Source organism: Gluconacetobacter diazotrophicus PA1 5 (assembly GCF_000067045.1).
GTDB lineage: Bacteria > Pseudomonadota > Alphaproteobacteria > Acetobacterales > Acetobacteraceae > Gluconacetobacter > Gluconacetobacter diazotrophicus.
This window is the reverse complement of sequence record NC_010125.1, coordinates 1168770-1190533: the sequence shown is the minus strand read 5'-3', so window position 1 is coordinate 1190533 and position 21764 is coordinate 1168770. Positions and strand designations below refer to the sequence as shown.

Genomic DNA, 21764 nt, shown 5'->3' with positions numbered 1-21764 from the left:
CCGGCAGGGCATGATGCCCTGCACCCCGGACGAATGGGTTTTCAAAGGGCAAGGTCCTTGCCGACATCTACAGCCATCCGTTGGCGCGGGCGATCCGCCCGGCTTCGATGCGGTTGGCGGCGTTGAGCTTGCCAGCGGCGGTCGAGAGGTAGTTGCGCACGGTGCCGGGCGACAGGCCCAGGCGGCGGGCGATGTCCTTGTTGGAAAGGCCTTCTTCCGCAAGGCGGAGCGCGTCGCGTTCGCGGGCGGTCAGCGGGTCGGCGCCGGCGTCCCAGGCGGCGGCCATGAGGTCGGGGGGAATGAAGGTCCCGCCCGTGGCGACGGTGCGGATGGCGGCGGCAAGCTGTTCCACCGGGGCGTCCTTCAGAAGGTAGCCGCGTACTCCGGCGGTGCGGGCGCGGGCGAGGTAGCCGGGGCGCGCGAAGGTGGTGACGATGATCGTGCGTGTCGGCAGGCTGGCCGCGGCGATATCTCGCGCGACGTCGATGCCGCTCGGGCCCGGCATTTCGATATCGGTCAGCAGGATGTCGGGGACGAGGGTGCGGACAAGGTCCAGCGCCGCCGTTCCGTCCTTCGCGCGGCCGATGATGGTCAGGTCGTCTTCCAGTTCCAGCAGGGCGGCGATGGCCCCGAGCACGAGCGTCTGGTCTTCGGCGATGACAAGACGGATCATGCGGGCACCGTGGCGACAAGCCGGATGCCCTGCCTGCCGGCCTCCGGCGTGCCGGGCTGAAAGGCCAGCGCGCCGCCCGCGGCCGCCAGCCTCTGGCGCATTCCGGTCAGGCCCCGTCCTTCCGTGAAACTGCGTCCGTGGCCGTTGTCGCATACGGACAGGCGGGCGGTGCCGTCGTGATGGTCCAGCTGAATGACGCAACATGTGGCTTCGGCGTGGCGGATGACGTTGGTGACGGCTTCGCGCAGGGTCATTGCGAGGACGGCGCCGGCATCGGCGGGGATGGCGGCGGGGTCCCCGGCAAGGGTCGAGGCGATGTTCGCGGCTTCAAGGGCGGCGGTGGAGGCGGCGATTTCATGCGCCAGGCTTCCTCCGGCGTGTCCGGCCAGGGCGGCACGGATTTCGGCCAGGCCCTCGCGCGCCAGGGCGGCGACGGCGCGCATCTCGGCTTCGGCGGCCTCGGCGTCCCGGGGGGCGAGTCTGGCGGCGAGGTCGGCCTTCAGCGCGGTCAGGGTCAAAGCGCGGCCGATGACGTCGTGCAGGTCACGCGCGATGCGTTCGCGCTCGGCCGTCCCGGCAAGGCGGCGGACTTCTTCCTGGCTGGCCAGCAGGGCCTGGGTGCGTTCATGGAAGGCCACCCGCGACATGGTGCTGCCGCCGATGATGATGACAAGCAGGATTCCGGGGAACCACCACAGCACGGGCTGGTGCCAGGCCAGCCCGGCCAATGCCGTCGCGACGGCAATGGCCGCGACTGTCGCGACGGCGAAACGGACGGGTCGCAGGTGGCCGGCCACGGCGCTGGCGTAGATCGGGAAGACGGTCCAGCTGCCGAACGGGGCGAGTGCGATGCCGATGCCCAGCATGATGCCGGCACAGGCCAGCAGCGGCAGGTCGGTGAGGCGGTGACTGACAAAATACACCGGCAGGAACACGGCCAGCCCGATGGCCGAGGCGATCAGGTCGGTCGCATGGGGTGGCTCCCACGCCCAGGGCAGGACGTAGAAGATCAGGTAGACGAGCCAGGGCCATGGCCCCTCCCACCAGCGCTCGCCCCGTGTGTGCATCGTCGGATCGTTGCGTGTGGCGGGGGCGGGCGTCAAGCGGCGCTCCTGCGCCAGCCGGCCCGGGCCCAGAGGAAGGCGGCGGCTGTCATGGCCAGCAGGGCGGCGGCGTGCGTGGCGACGGTTCCGATCGTGTCGGCGCCGACCAGGAAGCGGGCCAGTTGCCCCAGGTGGTACGAGGGCAGCACCTCGCCGATGGCGCGCATCCACCCCGGCAGTAACTGCGAGGGAAACCACAGGCCGCCCAGGATGGCGGACCCCAGGAACAGGACATTGGCGAGTGCGACCGCCCCCTTTGCGCTCATGCGCATGCCGATTCCGAAGCCGACCAGGGCGAACGGGATGGCCGATGCGAGGTGGAGCAGTGTCAGGGCGCCCCATTGCGCGGCGGTCAGCCTGACACCGGCAATCAGGCTGAGGGCGTCGATCAGCATGATGGCGGCGGCCGTGGCGGCAAGGGTGGCGACGAGTTTCGCCGCGACATAGGCCCCGGCAGGCATGGGGGAGACGCGCTTGAGTTCGATCAGCCCCTGTTCGCGTTCCGACGCGATGCCGGCGCCGAAGCCGAACAGCGCCGGACCTATGGCGGCAAAGACGCCATAGGTCGCCAGGGTGGCGGTGGCTTCCGATGGCGACGGGTGCGCGGGGATGGCAAGCGTGAACAGGGCGTAGAAGGCGGCGGGGGTCAGGACGGTCGGGACGATGAATTGCGGCAGGCGCCAGGAGCGTTTCAGCTCGGCGGCGCATTCGCGGCCATAGATGCCGGCGGGCAAGGCGAGGTCGGTCATGCGGCGAGGCCCTTTTCCGGGGTGAGGAGGATGGCGATGGCGTCTTCGAGCGTGGCGTCGTGGATGCGCAGGGCGGCCAGGGCCGGGTCGCGGTCGCACAGGCCGCGTGCGGTGGCGACGGCGTCGGCGGTGACGAGGCGGAGGTCGGCGCCGTCACGGACGGCCTCGCGCACGGCGGGGAGCGTCGCGGCGATGGCGGGCGGAAGGGCGGACCGGCAGCGGATGACCGAGCCGCCGGTGCGGGTGCGCAGGGCGGCCGGGGTATCGTCGGCGACGATCTGACCGGCATTCATGACGACGACGCGGTCGGCGAGGGCGTCGGCTTCCGCCAGGTCGTGGCTGGTCAGCAGGATCGCGGCCCCGTCGTCGGCGGCATCGCGGACGGTGCTCCACAGGGCGCGGGCGGAGGCGCGATCCATGGCGGCGGTGGGCTCGTCGAGAATGAGCAGGTCGGGCCTGCCGCAGATGGCGAGCGCATACTGCACGCGGCGGGCCTGGCCGCCCGACAGGGCGGCGCAGCGGCGGTGGGCGAGATCGGACAAGCCGGCGAGGGCAAGTGTCTCGGCGACGGGGCGCGGACGGCGGTAATAGCCGGACTGGAGGGTGACGAGTTCCGCGACGGTCATGGCGTCCGGCAGGCCGGCGGCCTGGAGCATGACGCCCATTCTCGCGCGGGCGGCGGCCCGGGCGGGGTCGAGACCGAACAGGCGGGCCTGACCCGCGTCGGGGCGCAGACGGCCGGTCAGCAGGCCGATGCCGGTGGTCTTGCCGGCGCCGTTGGGGCCGAGAAGGGCCGTGACCTCGCCGGCCCCGAGTGTCAGGCTGAAATCGCAGAGTACGGTCTTGCCGACCAGTCGTTTCGTGACGGCCGACAGGCAGGCCGGTGGTGGCTGTGTCATGGGGTCCTCCTCGGTGTTCGAGTGTGGAGGACGTGGTCCTGGCGAGGAATTGCCGGGTGTCAGGTGCCGGGCATGACATCTGTCATGGTGGTCTGTCCGGAATGGTCTCTCGTTTTGAAGGAAAGGAAGCCTTCGTTCAGAAAAGAACGAACGGTTCAATCTGCCGCCGAACTGACCACCAGTTCGATCTCGATCAACGTCGCCGCGTCGGTGAAGCCCGGCACCCGGCGTAGCGTCGTCGCGGGGCGGCCGGTTCCGAAGGCCTCGCGCAGCAGCGGGAAACAGGTGGAAAAGGCATCTGTATCGCGCAGCATGAAGACAATGCGGGTCACGTCCTGCATCGCATATCCGTCGCGCGCCAGGATGGCCGCGCCATGGTCCAGGGCGATGCGGCATTGCTCGACCAGGTTGGGGGCCGGACGCCCGGTCGTGGGGTCGATCCCTGTCAGGTGCCGAACATGGATGTCCTGTCCCATCATGCGGTGCGCGATGCTCCTTCGCCGGATGTATCAATAACGAACCTGAAAATAACAAAAGTGTCATATTGTGTTCACGATAAAATTCAACCCCGGCAAGGCGATTTCGAGGAATCATGGAACCGTATCCATCGCAGAAGAATCAGATTCATGCCGGCTGTGCCGCTAGGCGCGGCCCCCGGGGGGTAGACGGCCACCAAACGGACAGCCAGGGCGTGCTGCTGCTGGGGCCGCCGGGGGCGGGCAAGTCCGACCTGCTGCTGCGGCTGGTCGATGCGGGCTACGACCTTGTGGCCGACGACCGGGTGGACCTGGCCGGCGGCTGGGCCTCGGCCCCCGCTGCCCTGGCCGGTCTGATCGAGATCCGGGGCATGGGCATCGTGCGCATGCCCTTCCTGGCGCGGGCGCGGCCCGTGCTGGTGGTCCGGCTGGTCGGACCGGACGACCGGCCCGACCGGTTGCCCCTGCCGGCGCACGATCCGGTGACCGGCCTGCCTGAAATCCGGCTCGATCCGGCGCTGGCCTCGGCGGTGGCGCGGGTCAATCTGGCTCTTGACTGCCAGCATGGACGTTGCAAAATTTTAACGTCCGAGCAGATGTGATGCCGATGTGATGCCTGTGTGTCCTTTTCATGGCGGTGCTTTGGGTGTCAGATGGACGTTGACGCATCATTCCCTTGCGGTGCGGCGACTGTTCTCGGGTCCGGAACTGTCCGGCCCGTTGTTCAGCCAGGATTTCCCGTGACGGATTCTTCACATGACGGAGTACCGGCGCCGCGTCGCATCCTGCTGGTCACCGGTCTGTCCGGGGCGGGAAAATCCTCGATTCTGCGCATTCTCGAGGATCTGGGATACGAGGTCATAGACAATCCGCCGCTGGGCATGATGGACGAGATCGTGACCCGCGCGGAACAGCCGGTCGCGATCGGGGTGGATTCCCGCACCCGGGGCTTCGACGCCGCCGCCGTGCTGGCCGCCCTGGGGCGGCTGCGCGTCAATCCCGACCTGCAGGCCGAGCTGATCTATGCCACGGCCGAGGAAAGCGTGCTGCTGCGCCGTTATACCGCCACGCGGCGGCGGCACCCGCTGGCCATGCGCGGTACGGTCAAGGAAGGGATCGAGGCGGAAATTGAACTGACCGCGCGGCTGCGGGCCGCCGCCGACATGGTGATCGATACCTCCGACCTGCCGCCGCCCGAACTGCGGCAGGTCGTGGAAATGCGCTTCGCCCCCCGCCATGACCGCATGGCCGAAGGGCTGACCGTCGCGCTGATGTCCTTCGCCTTTCCCGCCGGCCTGCCGCGCGAGGCCGACATGGTGTTCGACGCGCGGTTCCTGCGGAACCCCTATTACGATCCCGACCTGTCCGTCCGGAATGGGCTGGACCAGGCGGTGGCGGACTATGTGGCGTCCGACCCCGATTATCCGCGCTTCCTGGACCAGATCGACGGCATGTTGGGCCTGGTGCTGCCGCGCTTCGTGCGCGAGGGCAAGAAATACGCGACCATCGCCATCGGCTGTTCCGGCGGCCGCCATCGCTCGGTCACGCTGGTCGAGGCGCTGGCGCGGCGCCTTGCGGCCAAAAATCTTGCGGAACCCGGTGGAACATGCGACAGCCCCGGGAAACCTGCCCATATTGAAAAGGGCGCGGCCCCGACCGATGTGCAGTCGGGCGGCGCGGATGCTCAGGGTGCGTGGCCGATCATCGTCATGCACCGCGAACTGGCCCGGCAGGGGCGATCTAGCTGGCGCTGGGCCAGCCGACCGAGGGAGCACGCGGCGGACGTGGTGGAAGGGCAGTATTCCTCATGATTGGTATGGTCCTCGTCACCCATGGCGAGCTCGGCGACACGCTGAAACGCGCGATGGAGCACGTGGTGGGGCCGCAACCCCAACTGGCTACCCTGAACATCGAGGCTGGTGACGATCCCGTCCTGCGACGCGCGGACCTGCAATCGGTGATCGCCGGCGTCGATACGGGTGATGGCGTCCTGCTGCTGACCGACATGTTCGGCAGCACGGCCTCGAACCTCGCCATTTCCACGATGGAAGCGGGCCGGGTGGAAGTCCTGGCCGGCGTCAACGTGCCGATGATGGTCAAGCTGGCGCAGATCCGCAACGGCCACACGCTGGAGGAATGCGCGGACCTGGCCGAGGGCGCGGGCCGCAAATACATCTCCACCGCCTCGCACCTGCCGCCGCAATGCCTGGGGGGCGCCCGGAGCTGCCTGCTGGGCGAACGCCCCGCCGACATGCCGCCGCAGGCGCTGTACCGTCCTGCGCCGCGGCGGGTCGCCATGGGCTGACCGGGCATGTCCTCGCCCGGCATGTCGGCTCCTGGCGGGCTGGACCCCCAGGACCCCGATGTCCTGTCCGTGACCCTGACCATGGTCAATCGTCGCGGGCTGCATGCGCGCGCGGCGGCCAAGCTGGTGACGGTGGCCGAGCAGTTCGACGCGAATGTCGAGGTCACGCGGGCCGACCAGACCGTATCGGCGCGCTCGATCATGGGCCTGATGATGCTGGGGGCCGGTCGGGGGGAATCCATTACCCTGATGGCCACGGGATGGGATGCCCATGCGGCGATCGAGGCCCTGGTGGCCCTGATCGAGGCGGGCTTCCATGAAGACGACTGACGCCGCCGGCCCCTCGTCCGCGCCGCGCCGGCGGGCTGCCGGCCGGCGGGGAACGCGGGCGGAACACCGGCTGTCCGGCGATGCCACGGTGCGCGGCATCGCCATCGGCCCGGCGGCGGTGGCGCTGGAAAGCCCGGCGCCGGATATGGATCCCGACGCCCGCGCCGCCGACCCCGCACCCGAGCTGGAGCGCCTGGCCGAGGCCGTGGAACGGTCGGTGCGGCAGGTCGAACGCCTGCGCGACCGCCTGGCGGTGCTGCCCGAGGACAGCCAGATCGAAATCGGATCGCTGCTGGAGGTCTATCGCCGGATGCTCGGCCCGTCGCGCCTGCAGCGCGGCATCCGCCGCCGCATCGTCCAGGACGGACTGACAGCCGAAGCCGCCGTCCGGCAGGAAACCGAAAGCCTGGCCCTGGCCCTGCTGGGCGGGGCCGACGCCCCGGTGCCCGAGGGCGAGGACGCCGCCGCCGCCCAGCGCCGCGCGGGCGAATTCCGCGAAATCGGCCGGCGGCTGCTGCGCAACCTGGGGCGCATGCCCTTTCGCTCGTTCAGCGCGCTTCCCGAGGGCGCGGTGCTGGTCACCGAACAGTTGCGCCCCGCCGATGCGGCGCTGATCGACCCGTCGCGCATCGTCGCGGTCGCGACCGAGGAAGGGGGCGCCACCGACCACACCGCCATCATGCTGCGCGCCCTGGGCATTCCCGCCGTGCTGGCCGCCCACGGGCTGATGGCGCGGGTGCGCGAGGGGGCCACCGTGGTGGTGGACGGCACCGCCGGGCTGGTGGTGGTGGACCCGACCGAGGATACGCTGGCGGCGGCGCGCGGCGGGGTGGCCGAACATGCGCGCGAACGCCAGGCGCTGGGCCGGCTGCGCCGCCTGCCGGCCCGCCTGTCCAGCGGCGAGAAGCTGCATCTGCAGGCCAATCTGGAACTGCCGGCCGAACTGGCGCTGATCGCGCAGTCCGGCGCGTCGGGCATCGGCCTGCTGCGCACGGAATTCCTGTTCATCAATGCCGAAACCATGCCGGACGAGGACAGCCAGGCCGCGATCTATTCCGAAATCATCACCGCGATGGCAGGGGATACCACCACCATCCGCGTGGTGGACTGGGGCGGCGAAAAGCATAGCGAGGCCCTGAACCGCGCGGGGCTGGACCGTGACGGCGACAACGTCAATCCGGCGCTGGGCGTGCGCGGCCTGCGGCTGCTGCTGCGCCATCCCGCGATCCTGGAAACCCAGTTCGCCGCGATCCTGAAGGCGTCGTCCGCCGGGCCGATGCGCGTCATGCTGCCGATGGTCACGACCGTCCCGGAACTGCGCGAGGCCCGCGACATCTATCAGCGCGTCGCGCGCCGCCTGCGCCGCCGGGGGGTGAAGCTGGGTGACAGCCTGCCGCCGCTGGGCATCATGGTCGAAACCCCGGCCGCCGCCATCATGGGCGATGCGCTGGCGCAGGAAGCCGAATTCCTGGCCATCGGCACCAACGACCTGACGATGTACACGCTGGCGGCCGATCGCGCCCTGGCCGATGTCGCGTCCCTCTACCAGCCGCTGCATCCCGCCGTGCTGCGCCTGATCCAGACGGTGACCGAGGCCGCGCTGCGCCAGTATCGTCCGATTTCGATCTGCGGGGAAATCGCCGGCGATCCGCGGGTGGTGCCGCTGCTGGTCGGGCTGGGCCTGCGCAGCTTCTCGATGACCGCCTCCGCCGTGCCCCGGGTGAAGCGCAGGGTGCGCGCCCTGTCGTTCGAGGACTGCCGACGGCTGGCCCACCGCGTGATGGAATCCCCGGACGTGGCCGAAGTCCTGTCCCTGATCGACGCCTTCGCCGCGGGGGGGTAGCGGTCATGGATGGTCCGGTTGGCATCGGGGACCTTCACGCCGTCGAACTGCCGTGGCGGGACCCTGATGACGTGCTGTGGGCGTGGCGGGACGAACCGTGGCTGGCCTGCCTGGACAGCGGCGGGCCGGCGGGGCCGCGCGCGCGCTGGACCATCCTCTGCCGCCGGCCGCGCCAGGTCCTTGAATGGCGGGACGGCGGGGCCCCGCTGGCATCTGATCCGCTGGCGGCCCTGCGCGCCCTGCTGCCGCCGGCCGGATCGCCGCCCGTGACCGCATCCGGCGAGGCCCTGCCGTTCGCGGGCGGGGTGATCGGCTTCGCCGGGTACGGGGTGGGGCGGCGCCTCGAAGGGATCGCGACCCGCCACGTGGCCGATCCGGCCCAGCCGGACCTGGCGGCGGGGTTCTATGACCATGCCGTCCTGTTCGACCGTGTGCGGCGGCGCGCCTACCTGGCGACGATCCGCCCCGATCCGGACCGGCTGATCGCCGACGTAAGCGCCGCGTGGGCGGCCATGGAGCCGGCCCCGGCCCCCGCCGCCCTGCCGCGCCTGGCCTTCGCCGCCGACCAGGCGCCGGGGCAGTACGCCGCCGCGGTGGCGCGCGCGGTGGAGCGGATCGCGGCGGGCGACATCTTCCAGGTCAACATCACCGGGCGCATGGCCGCCCGCCGCCCGCCCGGCCTGACGGACGGCGCCATCTACCGGGCCCTGCGCCGGGCCTCGCCCGCGCCGTTCGGGGCGTGGCTGGCCTGCGGGCCGGGTTTCGGCCTGCTGTCGGCCTCGCCGGAGCGGTTCGTGCATCTCGGCCCTGACGGGGTGGCCCGCACCCGGCCGATCAAGGGCACCCGCCCGCGCGGCGCCACCCCGGCACAGGATGCCGCCCGCCGTGTCGAACTCGCGGCCGATGAGAAGGAACGGGCGGAAAACCTGATGATCGTGGACCTGATGCGCAACGATCTGGGTCGTGTCGCGCGGATCGGCAGCGTCGGTGTCCCGGAACTGCTGTCGGTGGAGACCTTCACCCATGTCCATCACCTGGTGTCCGAGGTCACGGCCACCCTGGCCCCGGGACGGGATGCCATCGACCTGCTGCGCGCCACCCTGCCGCCCGGATCGGTGACCGGCGCGCCGAAGCACCGCGCGATGCAGATCATCGACGAACTGGAATCGTCGGCGCGGCAGGCCTATTGCGGGGTGGTCTTTCGCATCGGCACCGATGGCGCGATGGACAGTTCGGTCGTCATCCGCGCCCTGGCCACGACGCCGGATGCGATCGTGGCGGCGGCGGGGGGCGGGATCACGATCCTGTCGGACCCCGGGCGGGAATATGCGGAAATGTGCCTGAAGATCGCGCCGCTGCTGGCCCTGTTCGGGGCCGAGCCGGCCGGGATGGCGTCATGACGATGCTGTGGCTGAATGACGGGCTGGTCCCGGCGGACCGGGCGCGGATCGATCCCGCCGATCGCGGCCTGACCCTGGGTGACGGACTGTTCGAGACGATGCGCGTCGCGGGGGGGCGCATCGCCCATCTGGCCCGGCATCTCGACCGGCTGTGCCAGGGTGCGGACCTGCTGATGTTTCCGGGCCCCGACCTGGACCGGATCGAGGACGCGTTGCGCCAGGTGGTGCGGCACAATGCGCTGGCCGAAGGCGCGCTGCGCCTGACTCTGACGCGCGGCTGCGGCCCGCGCGGCCTGTTCCCGCCCGCCTCTCCGCAACCCAGCCTGCTGATCGTGCCCTTTCCCCCGGCGCCCGCCCCGGGACCGGCCCGCCTGGTGGTCAGCACCCGCGTCCGGCGGGATGCGGCATCCCCGCTCTCGCGGGTCAAGAGCCTGAATTACCTGCCCAACATCCTGGCCCGGCTGGAGGCCGAACAGCGCGGCGCGGATGACGCGCTGCTGCTGAACGCGGCGGGGCGGGTGGCCGAAAGCACGGTCAGCACGGTGCTGGTCCATCACCAGGGGCGCCTGGTCACGCCGCCGGTCGGCGACGGCGCCTTGCCGGGGATCGCTCGCGCCGTGCTGCTGGCGGCTTGCATGGTGGAGGAGGCCTCGCTGATACCCGACGATCTGCGGGGGGCAGGGGGTGTGGTGCTGGTCAACAGCCTGTCGGTGCGTCCGGTTGTCAGTCTGGACGGGATGGCGTTGTCTGTTCTGCCGGGGTTGGTCGAGGACATTCGGGCGTGTGTACAAGGGCTCAGCCCTTGACCCGCCAAAGGGCCGAGCCCTTTGGAAACCCAATCGTTCGGGGTGCGGGGCATCATGCCCAGCCTTGCTCCCGTGGTCCAGGTTGGATAAGGACGCGGGCTTTGCCGCCCGTCCATGTGAAAGGTCGCTTCCCGCGATGACCCAGACGCCCGTGCCGGTCCGCCGCGCCCTGATTTCCGTTTCCGACAAGGCGGGGTTGCTCGACCTCGCCCGCGCCCTGATCGCCCATGGGGCGGAAATCCTCTCGACCGGGGGCTCGGCCCGTGCGCTGCGCGAGGCCGGACTGAAGGTGACCGAGGTGTCGGACCATACCGGCTTTCCCGAAATTCTCGACGGGCGGGTGAAGACCCTGGTGCCGCAGATCCATGGCGGCATCCTGGGCCGCCGCGACCTGCCGGCCCATCTGGCGCAGATGGACGAACACGGGATCGCGCCGATCGACCTGGTCGCGGTGAACCTCTACCCGTTCGAGGCCACGGTGGCCTCCGGCGCGGGGGAAGAGGACTGCATCGAGAACATCGATATCGGCGGCCCCGCCCTGATCCGCGCGGCGGCCAAGAACCACGGCCATGTCGTGGTGCTGACCGATCCGGCGCAGTACGGCGCGGTGATCGACGCGCTGGCCCAGGGCGGCACCACGCTTGCGGCGCGGCGCGCGCTGGCCGGCGCGGCCTATGCCCGCACCGCCGCCTATGATTCCGCCATCGCGGCGTGGTTCGCCGTGCAGCGCGGCGACGTGCTGCCGGAACGCCTGGCCGTCGCGGGCCTGCGCCGCGAAAGCCTGCGCTATGGCGAAAATCCGCACCAGCAGGCGGCCTTCTATGCCGACGGCAGCAGCCGGCCCGGTGTGGCCACCGCCCGCCAGGTGCAGGGCAAATCCCTGTCCTACAACAACCTGAACGATACCGATGCGGCGTTCGAGGCCGTGGCGGAATTCGACGGCCCGGCGGTGGTGATCGTCAAGCACGCCAATCCCTGCGGCGTCGCCACCGCCGATACGCTGTCGGCGGCCTGGGACCTGGCGCTGCGCTGCGATCCGGTCTCGGCCTTCGGCGGCATCGTCGCGCTGAACCGCACGCTGGACGCCGACGCCGCCGCGCGCATCGCGGCCATCTTCACCGAGGTCATCGTCGCCCCCGACGCGACGGAGGAGGCCCAGGCGATCCTGGCGAAGAAGAAGAACCTGCGCCTGCTGCTGACCGGCGCGATGCCCGACCCGTCCGTGGGCGGGGTGGCCATCCGTTCGGTCGCCGGCGGCTTCCTGGCGCAGACCCGCGACAATGGCCGGATCGTCCCCGCCGGCCTGAAGGTGGTGACCCGCCGCGCCCCGACCGAGGCCGAGATGGCGGATCTGATCTTCGCCTTCCGCGTCGGCAAGCATGTGAAGTCGAACGCCATCGTCTATGCCAAGGGCCAGGCGACCGCCGGCATCGGCGCGGGGCAGATGAGCCGCGTGGACTCGGCGCGCATCGCCGCGATCAAGGGGGCGGAAGCCGCCCGGGCCGCCGGCCTGGACCAGCCGCTGACGACGGGCAGCGTGGTGGCGTCGGACGCGTTTTTCCCCTTCGCCGACGGGCTGGAGGCCGCGATCGCGGCCGGCGCCACGGCGGTGATCCAGCCGGGCGGATCGATCCGCGATGACGAGGTCATCGCCGCCGCCGACCGGGCGGGCATCGCCATGGTGTTCACAGGTATGCGCCACTTCCGGCACTGATCCGACGCAAGCGGGGATTGTCGCGCCGGGCGGGATCGACTTGACTGTTCCGCCCCACGCACGACGACCACGCAGAGACGAGACCAGGCATGGAAATGTTCCAGGATATGTTCCGCCGTTTCCCCCTTCTTCCGGTGGCGGCCGGCCTGTCCGTCCTGCTGGCCGGATCGGCGGCCGCCCGGCCGTCGGCCGCGCCCGCGCGTCCCGCCGCAGCGCCCGCTGCCGCGGTGTCCACGGGGCAGCCGGTTTCGGCCTACGACTTTTCCCCGCTTCCCGTCACCTCGGGCACGGTCGCGCATTACCTGCCCACGCCGGCGGGTGACGTGGACGGGCTGATCCTGACCGACGGGACGGAAATCCTCTGCTCGCACGAACTCGGGCTGGCCATTGCCGGGCTGGTCAAGCCGGGCGACCGGGTTTCGGTCAGCGGCCTGCGGGGCCGTACCCTGCCGATCGTGCGGGCCTATGCGGTCGATGGCCCGCGCGGCCGCCGTATCGAGGATGCGGGGGCCGTCTCGGTCCGCCTGCCCACGCCCACCAGCGGGCCGGACATCGTGGTGGACGGCACGGTGCGCGCGCCGCTCTACAGCCTGCACGGGCAATTGATCGGCGCGGTGATGCAGGACTACAGCGCCATTTACCTGACGGCGGCCGAGGCCGCGCGCCTGGCCGCCTGGCTGCAGCCCGGCCGTCCGCTCTATGCCGTGGGCAACGGCAGCACCGGCGCGTTGGGAACGGCGATCGACGCGCGCGACATCGGGCCCTCGGCCGGGCAGACCATGCGGGTCGCCCCTCCCGACGCGCCGATGCCCGGCGCCTTCCCCGGCAGCGCGGCCTATGACGAGATCCCGGGGGCGAGTGCCCACCCGTGACACAATTATGCGTTCGCGGCATGACAGTTATGTTATGAATGCATATACGTCACGAATGCATGCAACCCGGGACGGAACATCCCTGTTTTCCCCAATATCAAATACGACCGGTCGCTTGACAGCCTCATGCCGCGTCGTTAGCTAGCGCCTGCACCTGCCTGGAGGTGTGAATTTTGGGTAAGGATACGGACAGTTCCCGTCAGTCCTTCGACGCGCGCCTGCGGCAGGCCCGGGACCGGAATATTTCCGGCCGGGAGACGCAGGGGGCGACGACGCAGGGCAGCGACATGTCTGTCCTGGGGTTCGCCCTCAGGGCTGGCACCGAGATGGTCTCCGCCCTTGTGGTCGGCGTCGCGGTCGGGTGGGGGCTGGATCGATGGCTGGGCAGCCGTCCGGCTTTCCTGATCCTGTTCTCGTTCCTGGGCGGTGCTGCGGGTGTGCTGAATGTCTGGCGTCTGGTCAGGCCCATGGACACGCCGGGGGACAAGCCGGACCCGTAGGCGGGCCGGCGCGGTAGAGGGAAGACGAAGTTGGCGGCTGGATCCACCATCGACGCACTGGGTCAGTTCGAACTCCATCCCGTCCTGGGCGGACTGGGCGAATCCTTGCGCTTCAGCCAGTCGCCCGTCATGATGATCGTGGCGTCCGTCCTGGTCCTGGCGTTCCTGTATGTCGGCATGCGTCCCGCCGCCATCGTGCCCGGCCGCCTGCAGGCGGCGGCGGAAATCTGCTACGATTTCATCCATGACATGGCGGTGGACACGATCGGGCCCGAGGGTCGGGCGTTCTTCCCGTTCATCTTTACGCTGTTCTTCTTCATCCTGGCCGGCAACTATCTCGGCCTGCTGCCCTTCTCGTTCGCCTTTACCAGCCATATCGCCGTGACGCTCGCGCTCGCGCTGCTGGTGTTCGTGCTGGCGGTCATCGTCTCGCTCAAGGCGCAGGGCCCGAAGTTCTTCGCGCATTTCATGCCGGCGGGGGCGCCCGTCGCCCTGGCCCCACTGCTGGTGCCGATCGAAATCCTCTCATTCCTTTCCCGTCCCGTCAGCCTGTCGATCCGTCTGTTCGCCAACATGGTCGCCGGTCACGTGATGCTGGAAATGTTCGCCGCCTTCACGATCATGCTGGCCGGGCTCGGACTGTTCGGCGACGTGCTCGCCGTCGGGCCGGTGGTCATCAATGTCGCGTTGATGGCACTTGAATTGCTAGTGGGTGCGCTGCAGGCCTATGTCTTCGCCATTCTCACCTGCATCTACCTGCGGGAGGCGGTCGCGCACTGATCGCGACGTATCCCCAGCCTCTTTGAACGCCTGAACAACCAAGGAAAGCCTCGCTATGGACATCGCTGCAGCCCGGGAAATTGGTGCCGGTATCGCCGTTATCGCCCTCGCCGGCGTCGGCATCGGCCTGGGTAACATCTTCTCCACGCTGGTCAGCAGCATCGCCCGCAATCCGGCCGCGCGTCCGCACGTGTTCGGCCTGGGCATGCTGGGCTTCGCCCTGACGGAAGCCGTTGCCCTGTACGCCCTGCTCATCGCCTTCCTGATCCTGTTCGTCTAAGAACGGAGGCCGAAATGGCACGTTCCGCGGTGTCGATCACCCGCAAGGCGGCGTCGCTCCTGACGTCGTCCGCGCTGGCCCTGCCCGTTATGGCGATGGCCGCGCCGGGCGCGCGCGCCGTGGGCATGCCGCAGCTTGATTTTGCCAACCCCCTGATCATCGGTCAGGTGGTCTGGGGTGGCGTGATCTTCCTGGTCCTCTACCTGCTGCTCAGCCGTTCGGCCCTGCCGAAGGTTGACCGGGTGCTGGCCAACCGGCGCCAGACGATCGAAAACGACCTGGATATCGCCCATCGCGCCAAGGATGAAGCCGACGCGGCGGTGGACGAACTGCACCAGGCCCGTCGCGCCGCGATGGCCGAAGCGCAGGCCAATGTCGAAAAGGTGGTCGAGGACGCCCGTCTCGCCGCCCTTCACGAGACACAGAACATGAATGCCCGCCTCGCGGCGGAAATCCGTGATGCCGAGGCCCGGGTGGCCGCGGCGCGCGCCGCGGCCCTGGGGTCGCTGCGCCAGATCGCGGACGATACCGCGCAGGCCTTGGTTCATCAGCTGTCCGGCACGTCGGTTCCGGCCGACCAACTGGCCCGCCGGGTCGACGACGCCGCGACGGCGCACGGTTTCTGATCGCGGACGCAAAGGAACAGGTCCAAGACCATGCTGCATGAACCCCGTTTCTGGTCGGCCGTCGCCTTCGTCCTCTTCTTCGTCCTGTTCGGCAAGAAGCTCTGGACGCCGCTGGCCGCCGCCCTGGACAGCCGCGCCGACCGCATCCGCGCCGACCTGGACGAGGCCGCGCGCCTGCGTCGCGAGGCCGAGCAGATGCTGGAAGACGCGACCCGCGAGCGTGAAACCGCGATGGTCGAGGCCCGCGCCCTGGTCGAGCATTCGCTGATCGAGGCCGCGCGCATTGCCGACGAGGCCCGTCGCGAGGCCGAAGCCGTTGCCACCCGCCGCGAACAGATGGCCCGTGACCGCATCGCGGCCTCGGAACGCAGCGCGGTGCGCGAGGTCCGGCAGGTCGCGATCGACGTGGCGATCCAGGCCACGCGCGATGTGCTGGCCACGGCGCTTCCGGCCGGCGCGGACCATGCGATCGTCGATCGGGCGATCGCCGACCTGCCGTCGGCCCTGTCCCACCGCGCCGCCTGACCGGGGTCGCCCTTCTGACCGTGTCCTCATCCCCTGATCGTTCGGAGCCCGTCCTTTCGATCGTGGCGGCCGTCCTGAACGAGGCGGAGAACATTCGGCCCGTCTGTGCCGAACTGGCCGAATCGCTCCGCTCCCTGCCGCCGTGCGAAGTCGTCTTCGTCGATGACGGCAGCACCGACGGCACCGTGGACGCCCTGCTGGCTGCCCGGGCCGAGGGTGTGCTGCCCGGCCTGCGGGTCCTCTGCCACGATCGCCGGCTTGGAAAATCCGCCGCCCTGCGTACGGGGATCGAGGCCGCGCACGGGCGCTGGATCGCGACGATCGACGGCGACGGGCAGGACGATCCTTCGGAAATCGCCGATATGCTGGACCTGGCGCGGAATGCGCCGGGCCGCGCGCCGCTGGTCGTGGGTGTCCGGCTGCGGCGCCGCGATACGCTGTCGCGCCGGTTTGCGACGCGCTTTGCCAACGGCCTGCGCGGCCGGCTGCTGCGCGACGGCTGCCCCGATACCGGCGCACCGCTGAAGGTATTCCTGCGCGCGGATTTCCTGCGCCTGCCGCAGTTCGAGGGGCTGCATCGCTTCCTGCCCGCGCTGCTGGGGCGGCAGGGCGTGCCCCTGCTGTGCCGGCCGGTGCGGCACCGCAACCGTCTGCACGGGCATTCCAAATACACCAACCTGAACCGCGCGCTGGTCGGTATCCGCGACCTTCTGGGCGTGATGTGGCTGAACAACCGCACACGGCTTCCCCATCATATCACCGAACGCTAGGGCGCGGCGGATGACGCGGCTGACCTTGCGGCATTACGTCATGCTGGCGTTGTGTACGTTCATGATCTTCCTGCCCGGGCGGGCCAGCCTGCCGCCCCTGGACCGGGACGAGCCGCGCTATATGGAAGCCAGCGCGCAGATGCTGCGCAGCGGCAATTTCATCGATGTCCGGTTCCAGGACCAGCCGCGCTATCTGCAGCCCGCCGGCATCTACTGGCTGGAGGCCGCCTCGGTCGCCGCCACCGGCACCCTGCGCCAGCATGCGGTGTGGGCCTATCGCATTCCGTCGCTGCTGGCGGTGACGGCCGTGGTGGTGCTGACGGCCTGGATCGGCGCCACCCTGTTCGGTCCGGCCAGCGGTCTGCTGGCGGCGGGACTGCTCGCCGTGTCGGTGCTGACGACGGCCGAGGGCCGGATGGCCACCATCGACACCACCCTGCTGCTGGCGGTGCTGCTGGCGCAGACGGGGCTCCTGCGCGCCTATCTGGACCGTGAACGCGACCGGCCGACGCCGCTTTCGGCCGCGCTGCTGTACTGGACGGCGCTGGGGGTGGGGCTGATGCTCAAGGGGCCGGTGGTGCTGATCCCGGGCTTCGGCACGCCGCTGGCGCTGGCGCTGGTGGAACGGCGCATCGACTGGTGGCACCGGCTGCGGCCCGCGTGGGGCTGGGCGGTGATGCTGGCGATCGTCCTGCCCTGGTGCGTCGCGATCGGGGTCGTCAGCCATGGCGATTTCTTCTCGCGCGCGGTGGGAACCAATTTCCTCGGCAAGGTGGCCCATGGCCAGCAGGCGCACGGCCTGCCGCCCGGGTATCACCTGCTGGCGTTCGCCATCGCCTTCTGGCCCGGCTCGATCTTCGCGGCGATGGCGCTGCCCTTCGTCTGGGCCCGGCGGCATGCGCCGCCGGTGCGTTTCCTGCTGTGCTGGATCGTGCCGCACTGGCTGGTGTTCGAAGCCATCGCGACCAAGCTGCCGCATTACGTGCTGCCCACCTATCCGGCGATCGCGATGCTGACCGCGGCGGCGATCATGACCATGCCCGACCGCTGGTCATGGCCGGCCGCGCTGTGGGGCCGGGTGGTGCTGGCGGTGTACGGCGTGCTGTGGCTGGTGCTGGGGGTCGCGCTGTCCGTGGCGGGGCCTGTGCTGCTGTGGCGGCTGGAGCATCGGGTGGAGCCCGCGGCGCTGATCGTGCCGCTGGGCGCGTTGCCGCTGGTGCTGGTGTCCGCCTGGCTGCTGGTGGGGCGCCAGCCCCTGCGGGCCGCCATGGCGGCGGTCGCGGCGGCGGTAATCATCCATGTCGGCCTGTTCGTGACCGTGATCCCGAACCTGCAGGCGATCTGGCTCAGTCCGCGCCTGGCCGCGCTGGTGGACGATTACCGGCCGTGCCCGGATACGATCGTGGCCTCGCCCTCGTTCTCGGAACCCAGCCTGGTGTTCCTGGTGGGGCAGAATACGGCGCTGGTCGATCCCGTTGCCGCGGCCGACCTGCTGCGCGACAACCGGGCCTGCGGCCTGGCGCTGGTGGACCGCCGCGACGAACCGGCCTTTCGCGCGCGCCTGCGGCGGGACGGCCTGAACGTGATCGAATTCGGCCGCGTCGCGGGGCTGAATTATTCGACGGGCAAGCATCTCGATATCGGGCTGTTTGGACCGACACCCCCATAAAAAAGCCGGGCTGTGCCCGGACCCGGCAGGGCATGATGCCCTGCACCCCGAGGATAAGGACCCACGCCGTGACCGGATTGCTGCGCGTGTTGACAGGTCTGGCGGTCCTGTCCCTGTCCGTCCTGTCTCCAGCCCGTGCCCAGGTGCCGGACACGGTGACGGTCATTCTCGACTGGTTCCTGAATGCCGATCACGCGGCGCTTCTGGCGGCCGACTATAGCGGCGCGTTCCGCCGGCATGGATTGCAGGTGCACCTGATCGCCCCGTCCGATCCCGGGTCCCCCGCGCGGCTGGTGGCGGCGGGGCAGGCGGATCTGGCGGTGTCCTACGAAACGCAGCTGGGCATGCTGGCCGAGCAGGGGATTCCGCTGGTGCGGGTGGGCACGCTGATCGACACGCCGCTGGATACGCTGATCACCGGGCCGGACATTCATTCCCTGAAGGACCTGAAGGGCAGGACGATCGGGATTTCCATGGCGGGGGTCGACGACGCGGTGCTGGCGGCCATGCTGGGGTCGGTCGGGCTGTCCCTGTCCGACGTGCATCAGGTCAACGTCAATTTCCAGTTGGAACAGGCCCTGATGTCACACGCGGTCGATGCCGTGATCGGGGCGACGCGCACCTATGAACTGATCGACCTGCGGCAGAAGGGATTCGCCCCCGGCGCGGTCTATCCCGAGGAACATGGCGTGCCGCTGAATGACGAACTGATCTTCCTGGCCGCGCGCGACCATGCCCATGACCCCAGGATCGTCCGCTTCATGGACGCGCTGGAGGAGGGGACGAACGTCCTGCTGAACCATCCGGACGATATCCTGGCCCAGGCCGTCCGGGAGCATCCCGAACTGGATACGAAGCTGAACCGTGCCGCCTGGACGGCGACCCTGTCGCGCGTCTGCAAGCAGCCCTCGGTCCTGAATGCGCGGCGCTATCGGGCGTTCATGGCATTCCTGCGTGCCCGCGGCGTGGTGCATCGGGACATGAACCTGTCCGACTACGCCGTCGATCCGGCTGACGGCACGCCGTAGGCGGAAAGCTCGGCGTCAGGCAATCCGGTCGGCGACGGCGGTGGCGACCATCAGGGCGGCAACCAGCGGCAGGAAGGCGACCATCGGCAGGACCGACGCGACGTCCATCGAGTGGGCGACCAGATTACCGATTTCCTGAATAAGCATTATCCAAAATCCTATGGGTTGGTTTCGGGCGGAACCAACACCGAATTCCTGCCCCACGCAACAGGAAAGAAGAGGGAGGCAGGTGACTGGAAAATGCATAGTAAACAATAAACGAATATTCTGTTCATTCTTTGAACATGAGAATGTTTATTGATTGGAGTCGAAAAACACGCCGTGCTGAATCGTGACGCGTTTCTATGCGATCGTGGGGAGATCATCAGGGTTCGACGGAAGAAATGATCAATAAATGGGCATTGTGCACATTTATTGATCTTATGCGTTTGTAATGAAAAATTCGTGCTTCGACGCGGTCGTCTAGATCTTCGGCTTGATCGATCGTGCCCAGGATGTGGTCATCCGCAACCCATGCCACGCCAGCAGGCTGTCGCACAGGAACATGGCCAGCGCCCCCACGGTACAGCACAGCGCCACGCCGAACATCACGACCAGCCACGATGCCACCGAGGAATCCCGCAGGCTGCCCAGGAACAGCACGAAGGCCGCGCCGCAGGCCGACGCGCCGCCGACCGCGCCCAGCAGGATGGCGGCATCCAGCAGCAGCGTGCGCCGGTGCAGATGGCCCAGGTGCCGGTGCAGGTGCCGGCGTTCGGACGGCGTCTTGGTCTGCTCCAGCGTCTCGTTCGCCTTCTCGATATGGTCGGACACGCGCGCCAGGCGGGTATTGAACAGGTTCAGCAGCGTCCCGATCCCCGACAGCATGAAGATGGGGGTCAGGGCGGTCTGGATCAGGTGGGCGACGGTGTCGACCGGCTCGTCGGGCAGTAATCCGGGAAAGGGGGACACGGGGCTTCCTTGACCTGGGGGCGGGCCTGCTGGTGGATTGAGGTATGTTGGTGTTGAAGCCGTTCGGCCTGCGGAATGCAACCGGGGAATGGCTGTTCGTCTTGCGCCGTCCGCCGTGCGCGGGCCACTCTGGAATGCAGGAGGCCCCCGATGTCCCATAATTATGCGACGCCGATGACGCCCGAACGCCGGCTGGCCCGGCTGCTGTCGCGCATCCCCGACGACAGGATCGTGCGGATCGAGAAGACGGCCGATCCGCATGGGGCCCTGCGCTGGCGCGCCGCGATCGGGGGGGCCGACGCCGCCCCCGGCGACGCGCCGGACTGGAGCGCGTTCTGCGATACCATGCCCGACGCGCTGGAGGCCGCATGGAGGGCGGTGCGCGGCGCAGGTCCGTAGGGGCGGGCTTGAGTTCCGGCGGCCGGCGCCTATTGTGACGGACCAGGCTGGACGGACCAGGCTGGCGCGTGCCCGTGGATTGTCCGACATGACCCATCATCAGGTTCCGGCAAGCTTTACAGTGACGCTGTCCTGTCCCAACCGGCCGGGCATCGTGGCGGCGATCGCCACCACGCTGTACGAAGCCGACGGCAATATTACCGAGGCGCAGCAGTTCGACGACGTCGAAACCGGATTGTTCTTCATGCGCGTCGTCTTCAGTATTCGTACGGACGGCGAGCGCCTGGACTGGCTGCGGGCGCGGCTGGGTGCCGTGGCCGAACGCTTTCACATGAACTGGACCCTGCATGACCGCGCGGTGCGCCGCCGCGTCCTGCTGATGGTCTCGAAATTCGACCACTGCCTGGCCGACCTGCTGTACCGCTGGCGGATCGGCGAGCTGCCGATGACGCCGACGGCCATCGTCGCCAATCATCCGCGCGCGGCCTATGGCCATATCGACATGGCCGATATCCCGTTCCACCACCTGCCGGTCACGCGCGACAACAAGGCCGAGCAGGAAGAGCGCCTGTGGACCCTGGTGCGGCAGACCAATTCCGAACTGGTGGTGCTGGCCCGCTATATGCAGGTCCTGTCGGATTCCCTGACCGCGCGGCTGTCGGGGCGGTGCATCAACATCCACCATTCCTTCCTGCCGGGCTTCAAGGGCGCGCGGCCCTATCACCAGGCGCATGCGCGGGGGGTGAAGCTGATCGGGGCGACGGCGCATTACGTGACAGCCGACCTGGATGAAGGCCCCATCATCGAACAGGATGTGGAACGCGTCAGCCATTTCGATACGCCCGCCGACTTGGTGCGCAAGGGGCGTGACATCGAACGTCGCGTCCTGGCCCGCGCCGTACGCTATCACCTGGATGATCGTGTGATCCTGAACGGCAACAAGACGGTCGTGTTCGGTGATTGACGCGGAGGAGGTTGCTTTATCGTATTGACTGATCTGGCATATTCTCCGTAACGTTTCGTCATGATATTGTCCTGGGTGATGAATCGTTGCCCGGACGGGCCA

The 21764-nt window shown here is 69.1% G+C and carries 26 protein-coding genes; 19 read left to right on the top strand and 7 right to left on the bottom strand.

Features of this window, described 5'->3' with window-relative positions:
• Positions 1-67 precede the first annotated feature (67 nt).
• From GDI_RS05645 to GDI_RS05625, 5 genes are all read right to left on the bottom strand, one after another.
• On the bottom strand, positions 68-673 hold the full coding sequence (locus tag GDI_RS05645; protein ID WP_012224310.1) for a response regulator transcription factor: 606 nt from the start codon (positions 671-673) through the stop codon (positions 68-70).
• Positions 670-1776, bottom strand: a complete 1107-nt coding sequence (locus GDI_RS05640; protein WP_012224309.1) for a sensor histidine kinase — start codon at positions 1774-1776, stop codon at positions 670-672. The genes GDI_RS05645 and GDI_RS05640 overlap by 4 nt, the downstream gene beginning before the upstream one ends.
• On the bottom strand, positions 1773-2525 hold the full coding sequence (locus tag GDI_RS05635) for an ABC transporter permease (RefSeq protein WP_012224308.1): 753 nt from the start codon (positions 2523-2525) through the stop codon (positions 1773-1775). The genes GDI_RS05640 and GDI_RS05635 overlap by 4 nt, the downstream gene beginning before the upstream one ends.
• A complete protein-coding gene (locus GDI_RS05630) occupies positions 2522-3424 on the bottom strand; it encodes an ABC transporter ATP-binding protein (RefSeq protein WP_012224307.1) in 903 nt (300 codons plus the stop codon). The genes GDI_RS05635 and GDI_RS05630 overlap by 4 nt, the downstream gene beginning before the upstream one ends.
• A gap of 155 nt (positions 3425-3579) precedes the next feature.
• Positions 3580-3903, bottom strand: a complete 324-nt coding sequence (locus GDI_RS05625; protein WP_012554031.1) for a RidA family protein — start codon at positions 3901-3903, stop codon at positions 3580-3582.
• Between the two features lie 113 nt (positions 3904-4016).
• Between GDI_RS05625 and GDI_RS05620 the strand changes: the two genes are divergently transcribed.
• The 17 genes from GDI_RS05620 to GDI_RS05540 all read left to right on the top strand — a co-directional run bounded on the left by GDI_RS05620 (position 4017) and on the right by GDI_RS05540 (position 19348).
• Complete coding sequence (locus GDI_RS05620) at positions 4017-4502, top strand: HPr kinase/phosphorylase (protein ID WP_012224304.1); 486 nt, start codon at positions 4017-4019, stop codon at positions 4500-4502.
• A 138-nt stretch (positions 4503-4640) separates the two neighbouring features.
• Complete coding sequence (gene rapZ / locus GDI_RS05615; protein ID WP_012554030.1) at positions 4641-5711, top strand: RNase adapter RapZ; 1071 nt, start codon at positions 4641-4643, stop codon at positions 5709-5711.
• Positions 5708-6205 carry a PTS sugar transporter subunit IIA gene (locus GDI_RS05610; RefSeq protein WP_012224299.1) on the top strand — a complete coding sequence of 166 codons (498 nt, stop codon included), beginning with the start codon at positions 5708-5710 and terminating at the stop codon, positions 6203-6205. Before rapZ ends, GDI_RS05610 begins: the two co-directional genes overlap by 4 nt.
• Positions 6206-6211: 6 nt before the next feature.
• Positions 6212-6535: an HPr family phosphocarrier protein gene (locus tag GDI_RS05605; RefSeq protein ID WP_012224298.1), complete on the top strand. Its 324-nt coding sequence runs from the start codon at positions 6212-6214 to the stop codon at positions 6533-6535.
• A complete protein-coding gene (gene ptsP / locus GDI_RS05600) occupies positions 6522-8378 on the top strand; it encodes a phosphoenolpyruvate--protein phosphotransferase (protein WP_012224296.1) in 1857 nt (618 codons plus the stop codon). Before GDI_RS05605 ends, ptsP begins: the two co-directional genes overlap by 14 nt.
• 5 nt (positions 8379-8383) lie before the next feature.
• Positions 8384-9778 (top strand): anthranilate synthase component I family protein, encoded by a 1395-nt coding sequence (locus GDI_RS05595; RefSeq protein WP_012224294.1) that lies wholly within the window; start codon positions 8384-8386, stop codon positions 9776-9778.
• A complete protein-coding gene (locus tag GDI_RS05590; protein WP_012554029.1) occupies positions 9775-10584 on the top strand; it encodes an aminotransferase class IV in 810 nt (269 codons plus the stop codon). The genes GDI_RS05595 and GDI_RS05590 overlap by 4 nt, the downstream gene beginning before the upstream one ends.
• 136 nt (positions 10585-10720) lie before the next feature.
• Positions 10721-12298 (top strand): bifunctional phosphoribosylaminoimidazolecarboxamide formyltransferase/IMP cyclohydrolase, encoded by a 1578-nt coding sequence (gene purH, locus GDI_RS05585; protein ID WP_012224290.1) that lies wholly within the window; start codon positions 10721-10723, stop codon positions 12296-12298.
• 89 nt (positions 12299-12387) lie between these two features.
• The gene (locus tag GDI_RS05580; protein ID WP_012224288.1) at positions 12388-13170 is read left to right on the top strand and encodes a hypothetical protein; all 783 of its coding nucleotides are present in this window, start codon (positions 12388-12390) and stop codon (positions 13168-13170) included.
• A gap of 173 nt (positions 13171-13343) precedes the next feature.
• Complete coding sequence (locus GDI_RS05575) at positions 13344-13670, top strand: AtpZ/AtpI family protein (RefSeq protein WP_012224286.1); 327 nt, start codon at positions 13344-13346, stop codon at positions 13668-13670.
• Between the two features lie 30 nt (positions 13671-13700).
• Positions 13701-14450 (top strand): F0F1 ATP synthase subunit A, encoded by a 750-nt coding sequence (locus GDI_RS05570; RefSeq protein WP_012224284.1) that lies wholly within the window; start codon positions 13701-13703, stop codon positions 14448-14450.
• 55 nt (positions 14451-14505) lie between these two features.
• On the top strand, positions 14506-14730 hold the full coding sequence (locus tag GDI_RS05565; protein ID WP_012224283.1) for an ATP synthase subunit C family protein: 225 nt from the start codon (positions 14506-14508) through the stop codon (positions 14728-14730).
• A 14-nt stretch (positions 14731-14744) separates the two neighbouring features.
• Entirely contained in the window at positions 14745-15356 is a 612-nt protein-coding gene (locus tag GDI_RS05560; RefSeq protein ID WP_012224281.1) for a F0F1 ATP synthase subunit B family protein, read from the top strand.
• 30 nt (positions 15357-15386) lie between these two features.
• Positions 15387-15881, top strand: coding sequence for an ATP synthase subunit B (locus tag GDI_RS05555; protein ID WP_012224279.1), 495 nt, complete (start codon positions 15387-15389; stop codon positions 15879-15881).
• A gap of 20 nt (positions 15882-15901) precedes the next feature.
• On the top strand, positions 15902-16651 hold the full coding sequence (locus GDI_RS05550; protein WP_012224277.1) for a glycosyltransferase family 2 protein: 750 nt from the start codon (positions 15902-15904) through the stop codon (positions 16649-16651).
• 10 nt (positions 16652-16661) lie between these two features.
• Entirely contained in the window at positions 16662-18320 is a 1659-nt protein-coding gene (locus GDI_RS05545) for an ArnT family glycosyltransferase (RefSeq protein ID WP_012224275.1), read from the top strand.
• A gap of 68 nt (positions 18321-18388) precedes the next feature.
• Positions 18389-19348, top strand: a complete 960-nt coding sequence (locus GDI_RS05540) for an ABC transporter substrate-binding protein (RefSeq protein WP_012554027.1) — start codon at positions 18389-18391, stop codon at positions 19346-19348.
• Positions 19349-19363: 15 nt separating this feature from the next.
• Here GDI_RS05540 and GDI_RS20470 read toward each other — a convergent pair whose 3' ends face one another.
• Both GDI_RS20470 and GDI_RS05535 read right to left on the bottom strand, forming a co-directional pair.
• Entirely contained in the window at positions 19364-19495 is a 132-nt protein-coding gene (locus GDI_RS20470; protein ID WP_012554026.1) for a hypothetical protein, read from the bottom strand.
• Between the two features lie 315 nt (positions 19496-19810).
• Positions 19811-20299, bottom strand: coding sequence for a DUF2721 domain-containing protein (locus tag GDI_RS05535; RefSeq protein WP_012224269.1), 489 nt, complete (start codon positions 20297-20299; stop codon positions 19811-19813).
• A 150-nt stretch (positions 20300-20449) separates the two neighbouring features.
• Here GDI_RS05535 and GDI_RS05530 point away from each other — a divergent pair, with 150 nt between their 5' ends.
• Both GDI_RS05530 and purU read left to right on the top strand, forming a co-directional pair.
• Positions 20450-20698: a hypothetical protein gene (locus tag GDI_RS05530; RefSeq protein WP_012554025.1), complete on the top strand. Its 249-nt coding sequence runs from the start codon at positions 20450-20452 to the stop codon at positions 20696-20698.
• A gap of 88 nt (positions 20699-20786) precedes the next feature.
• Positions 20787-21662: a formyltetrahydrofolate deformylase gene (gene purU, locus GDI_RS05525; protein WP_012554024.1), complete on the top strand. Its 876-nt coding sequence runs from the start codon at positions 20787-20789 to the stop codon at positions 21660-21662.
• The last annotated feature ends 102 nt before the right edge of the window (positions 21663-21764 follow it).

Coding starts and splice junctions, on each gene's coding strand:
- GDI_RS05560 (WP_012224281.1), top strand. CDS start 14,745: ATGGCACGTTCCGCGGTGTCGATCACCCGCAAGGCGGCGTCGCTCCTG.
- GDI_RS05555 (WP_012224279.1), top strand. CDS start 15,387: ATGCTGCATGAACCCCGTTTCTGGTCGGCCGTCGCCTTCGTCCTCTTC.
- GDI_RS05530 (WP_012554025.1), top strand. CDS start 20,450: ATGTCCCATAATTATGCGACGCCGATGACGCCCGAACGCCGGCTGGCC.
- GDI_RS20470 (WP_012554026.1), bottom strand. CDS start 19,495: ATGCTTATTCAGGAAATCGGTAATCTGGTCGCCCACTCGATGGACGTC.
- GDI_RS05590 (WP_012554029.1), top strand. CDS start 9,775: ATGACGATGCTGTGGCTGAATGACGGGCTGGTCCCGGCGGACCGGGCG.
- GDI_RS05545 (WP_012224275.1), top strand. CDS start 16,662: ATGACGCGGCTGACCTTGCGGCATTACGTCATGCTGGCGTTGTGTACG.
- GDI_RS05610 (WP_012224299.1), top strand. CDS start 5,708: ATGATTGGTATGGTCCTCGTCACCCATGGCGAGCTCGGCGACACGCTG.
- GDI_RS05625 (WP_012554031.1), bottom strand. CDS start 3,903: ATGATGGGACAGGACATCCATGTTCGGCACCTGACAGGGATCGACCCC.
- GDI_RS05645 (WP_012224310.1), bottom strand. CDS start 673: ATGATCCGTCTTGTCATCGCCGAAGACCAGACGCTCGTGCTCGGGGCC.
- GDI_RS05565 (WP_012224283.1), top strand. CDS start 14,506: ATGGACATCGCTGCAGCCCGGGAAATTGGTGCCGGTATCGCCGTTATC.
- GDI_RS05620 (WP_012224304.1), top strand. CDS start 4,017: ATGGAACCGTATCCATCGCAGAAGAATCAGATTCATGCCGGCTGTGCC.
- purH (WP_012224290.1), top strand. CDS start 10,721: ATGACCCAGACGCCCGTGCCGGTCCGCCGCGCCCTGATTTCCGTTTCC.
- GDI_RS05580 (WP_012224288.1), top strand. CDS start 12,388: ATGGAAATGTTCCAGGATATGTTCCGCCGTTTCCCCCTTCTTCCGGTG.
- ptsP (WP_012224296.1), top strand. CDS start 6,522: ATGAAGACGACTGACGCCGCCGGCCCCTCGTCCGCGCCGCGCCGGCGG.
- purU (WP_012554024.1), top strand. CDS start 20,787: ATGACCCATCATCAGGTTCCGGCAAGCTTTACAGTGACGCTGTCCTGT.
- GDI_RS05605 (WP_012224298.1), top strand. CDS start 6,212: ATGTCCTCGCCCGGCATGTCGGCTCCTGGCGGGCTGGACCCCCAGGAC.
- GDI_RS05630 (WP_012224307.1), bottom strand. CDS start 3,424: ATGACACAGCCACCACCGGCCTGCCTGTCGGCCGTCACGAAACGACTG.
- GDI_RS05635 (WP_012224308.1), bottom strand. CDS start 2,525: ATGACCGACCTCGCCTTGCCCGCCGGCATCTATGGCCGCGAATGCGCC.
- GDI_RS05595 (WP_012224294.1), top strand. CDS start 8,384: ATGGATGGTCCGGTTGGCATCGGGGACCTTCACGCCGTCGAACTGCCG.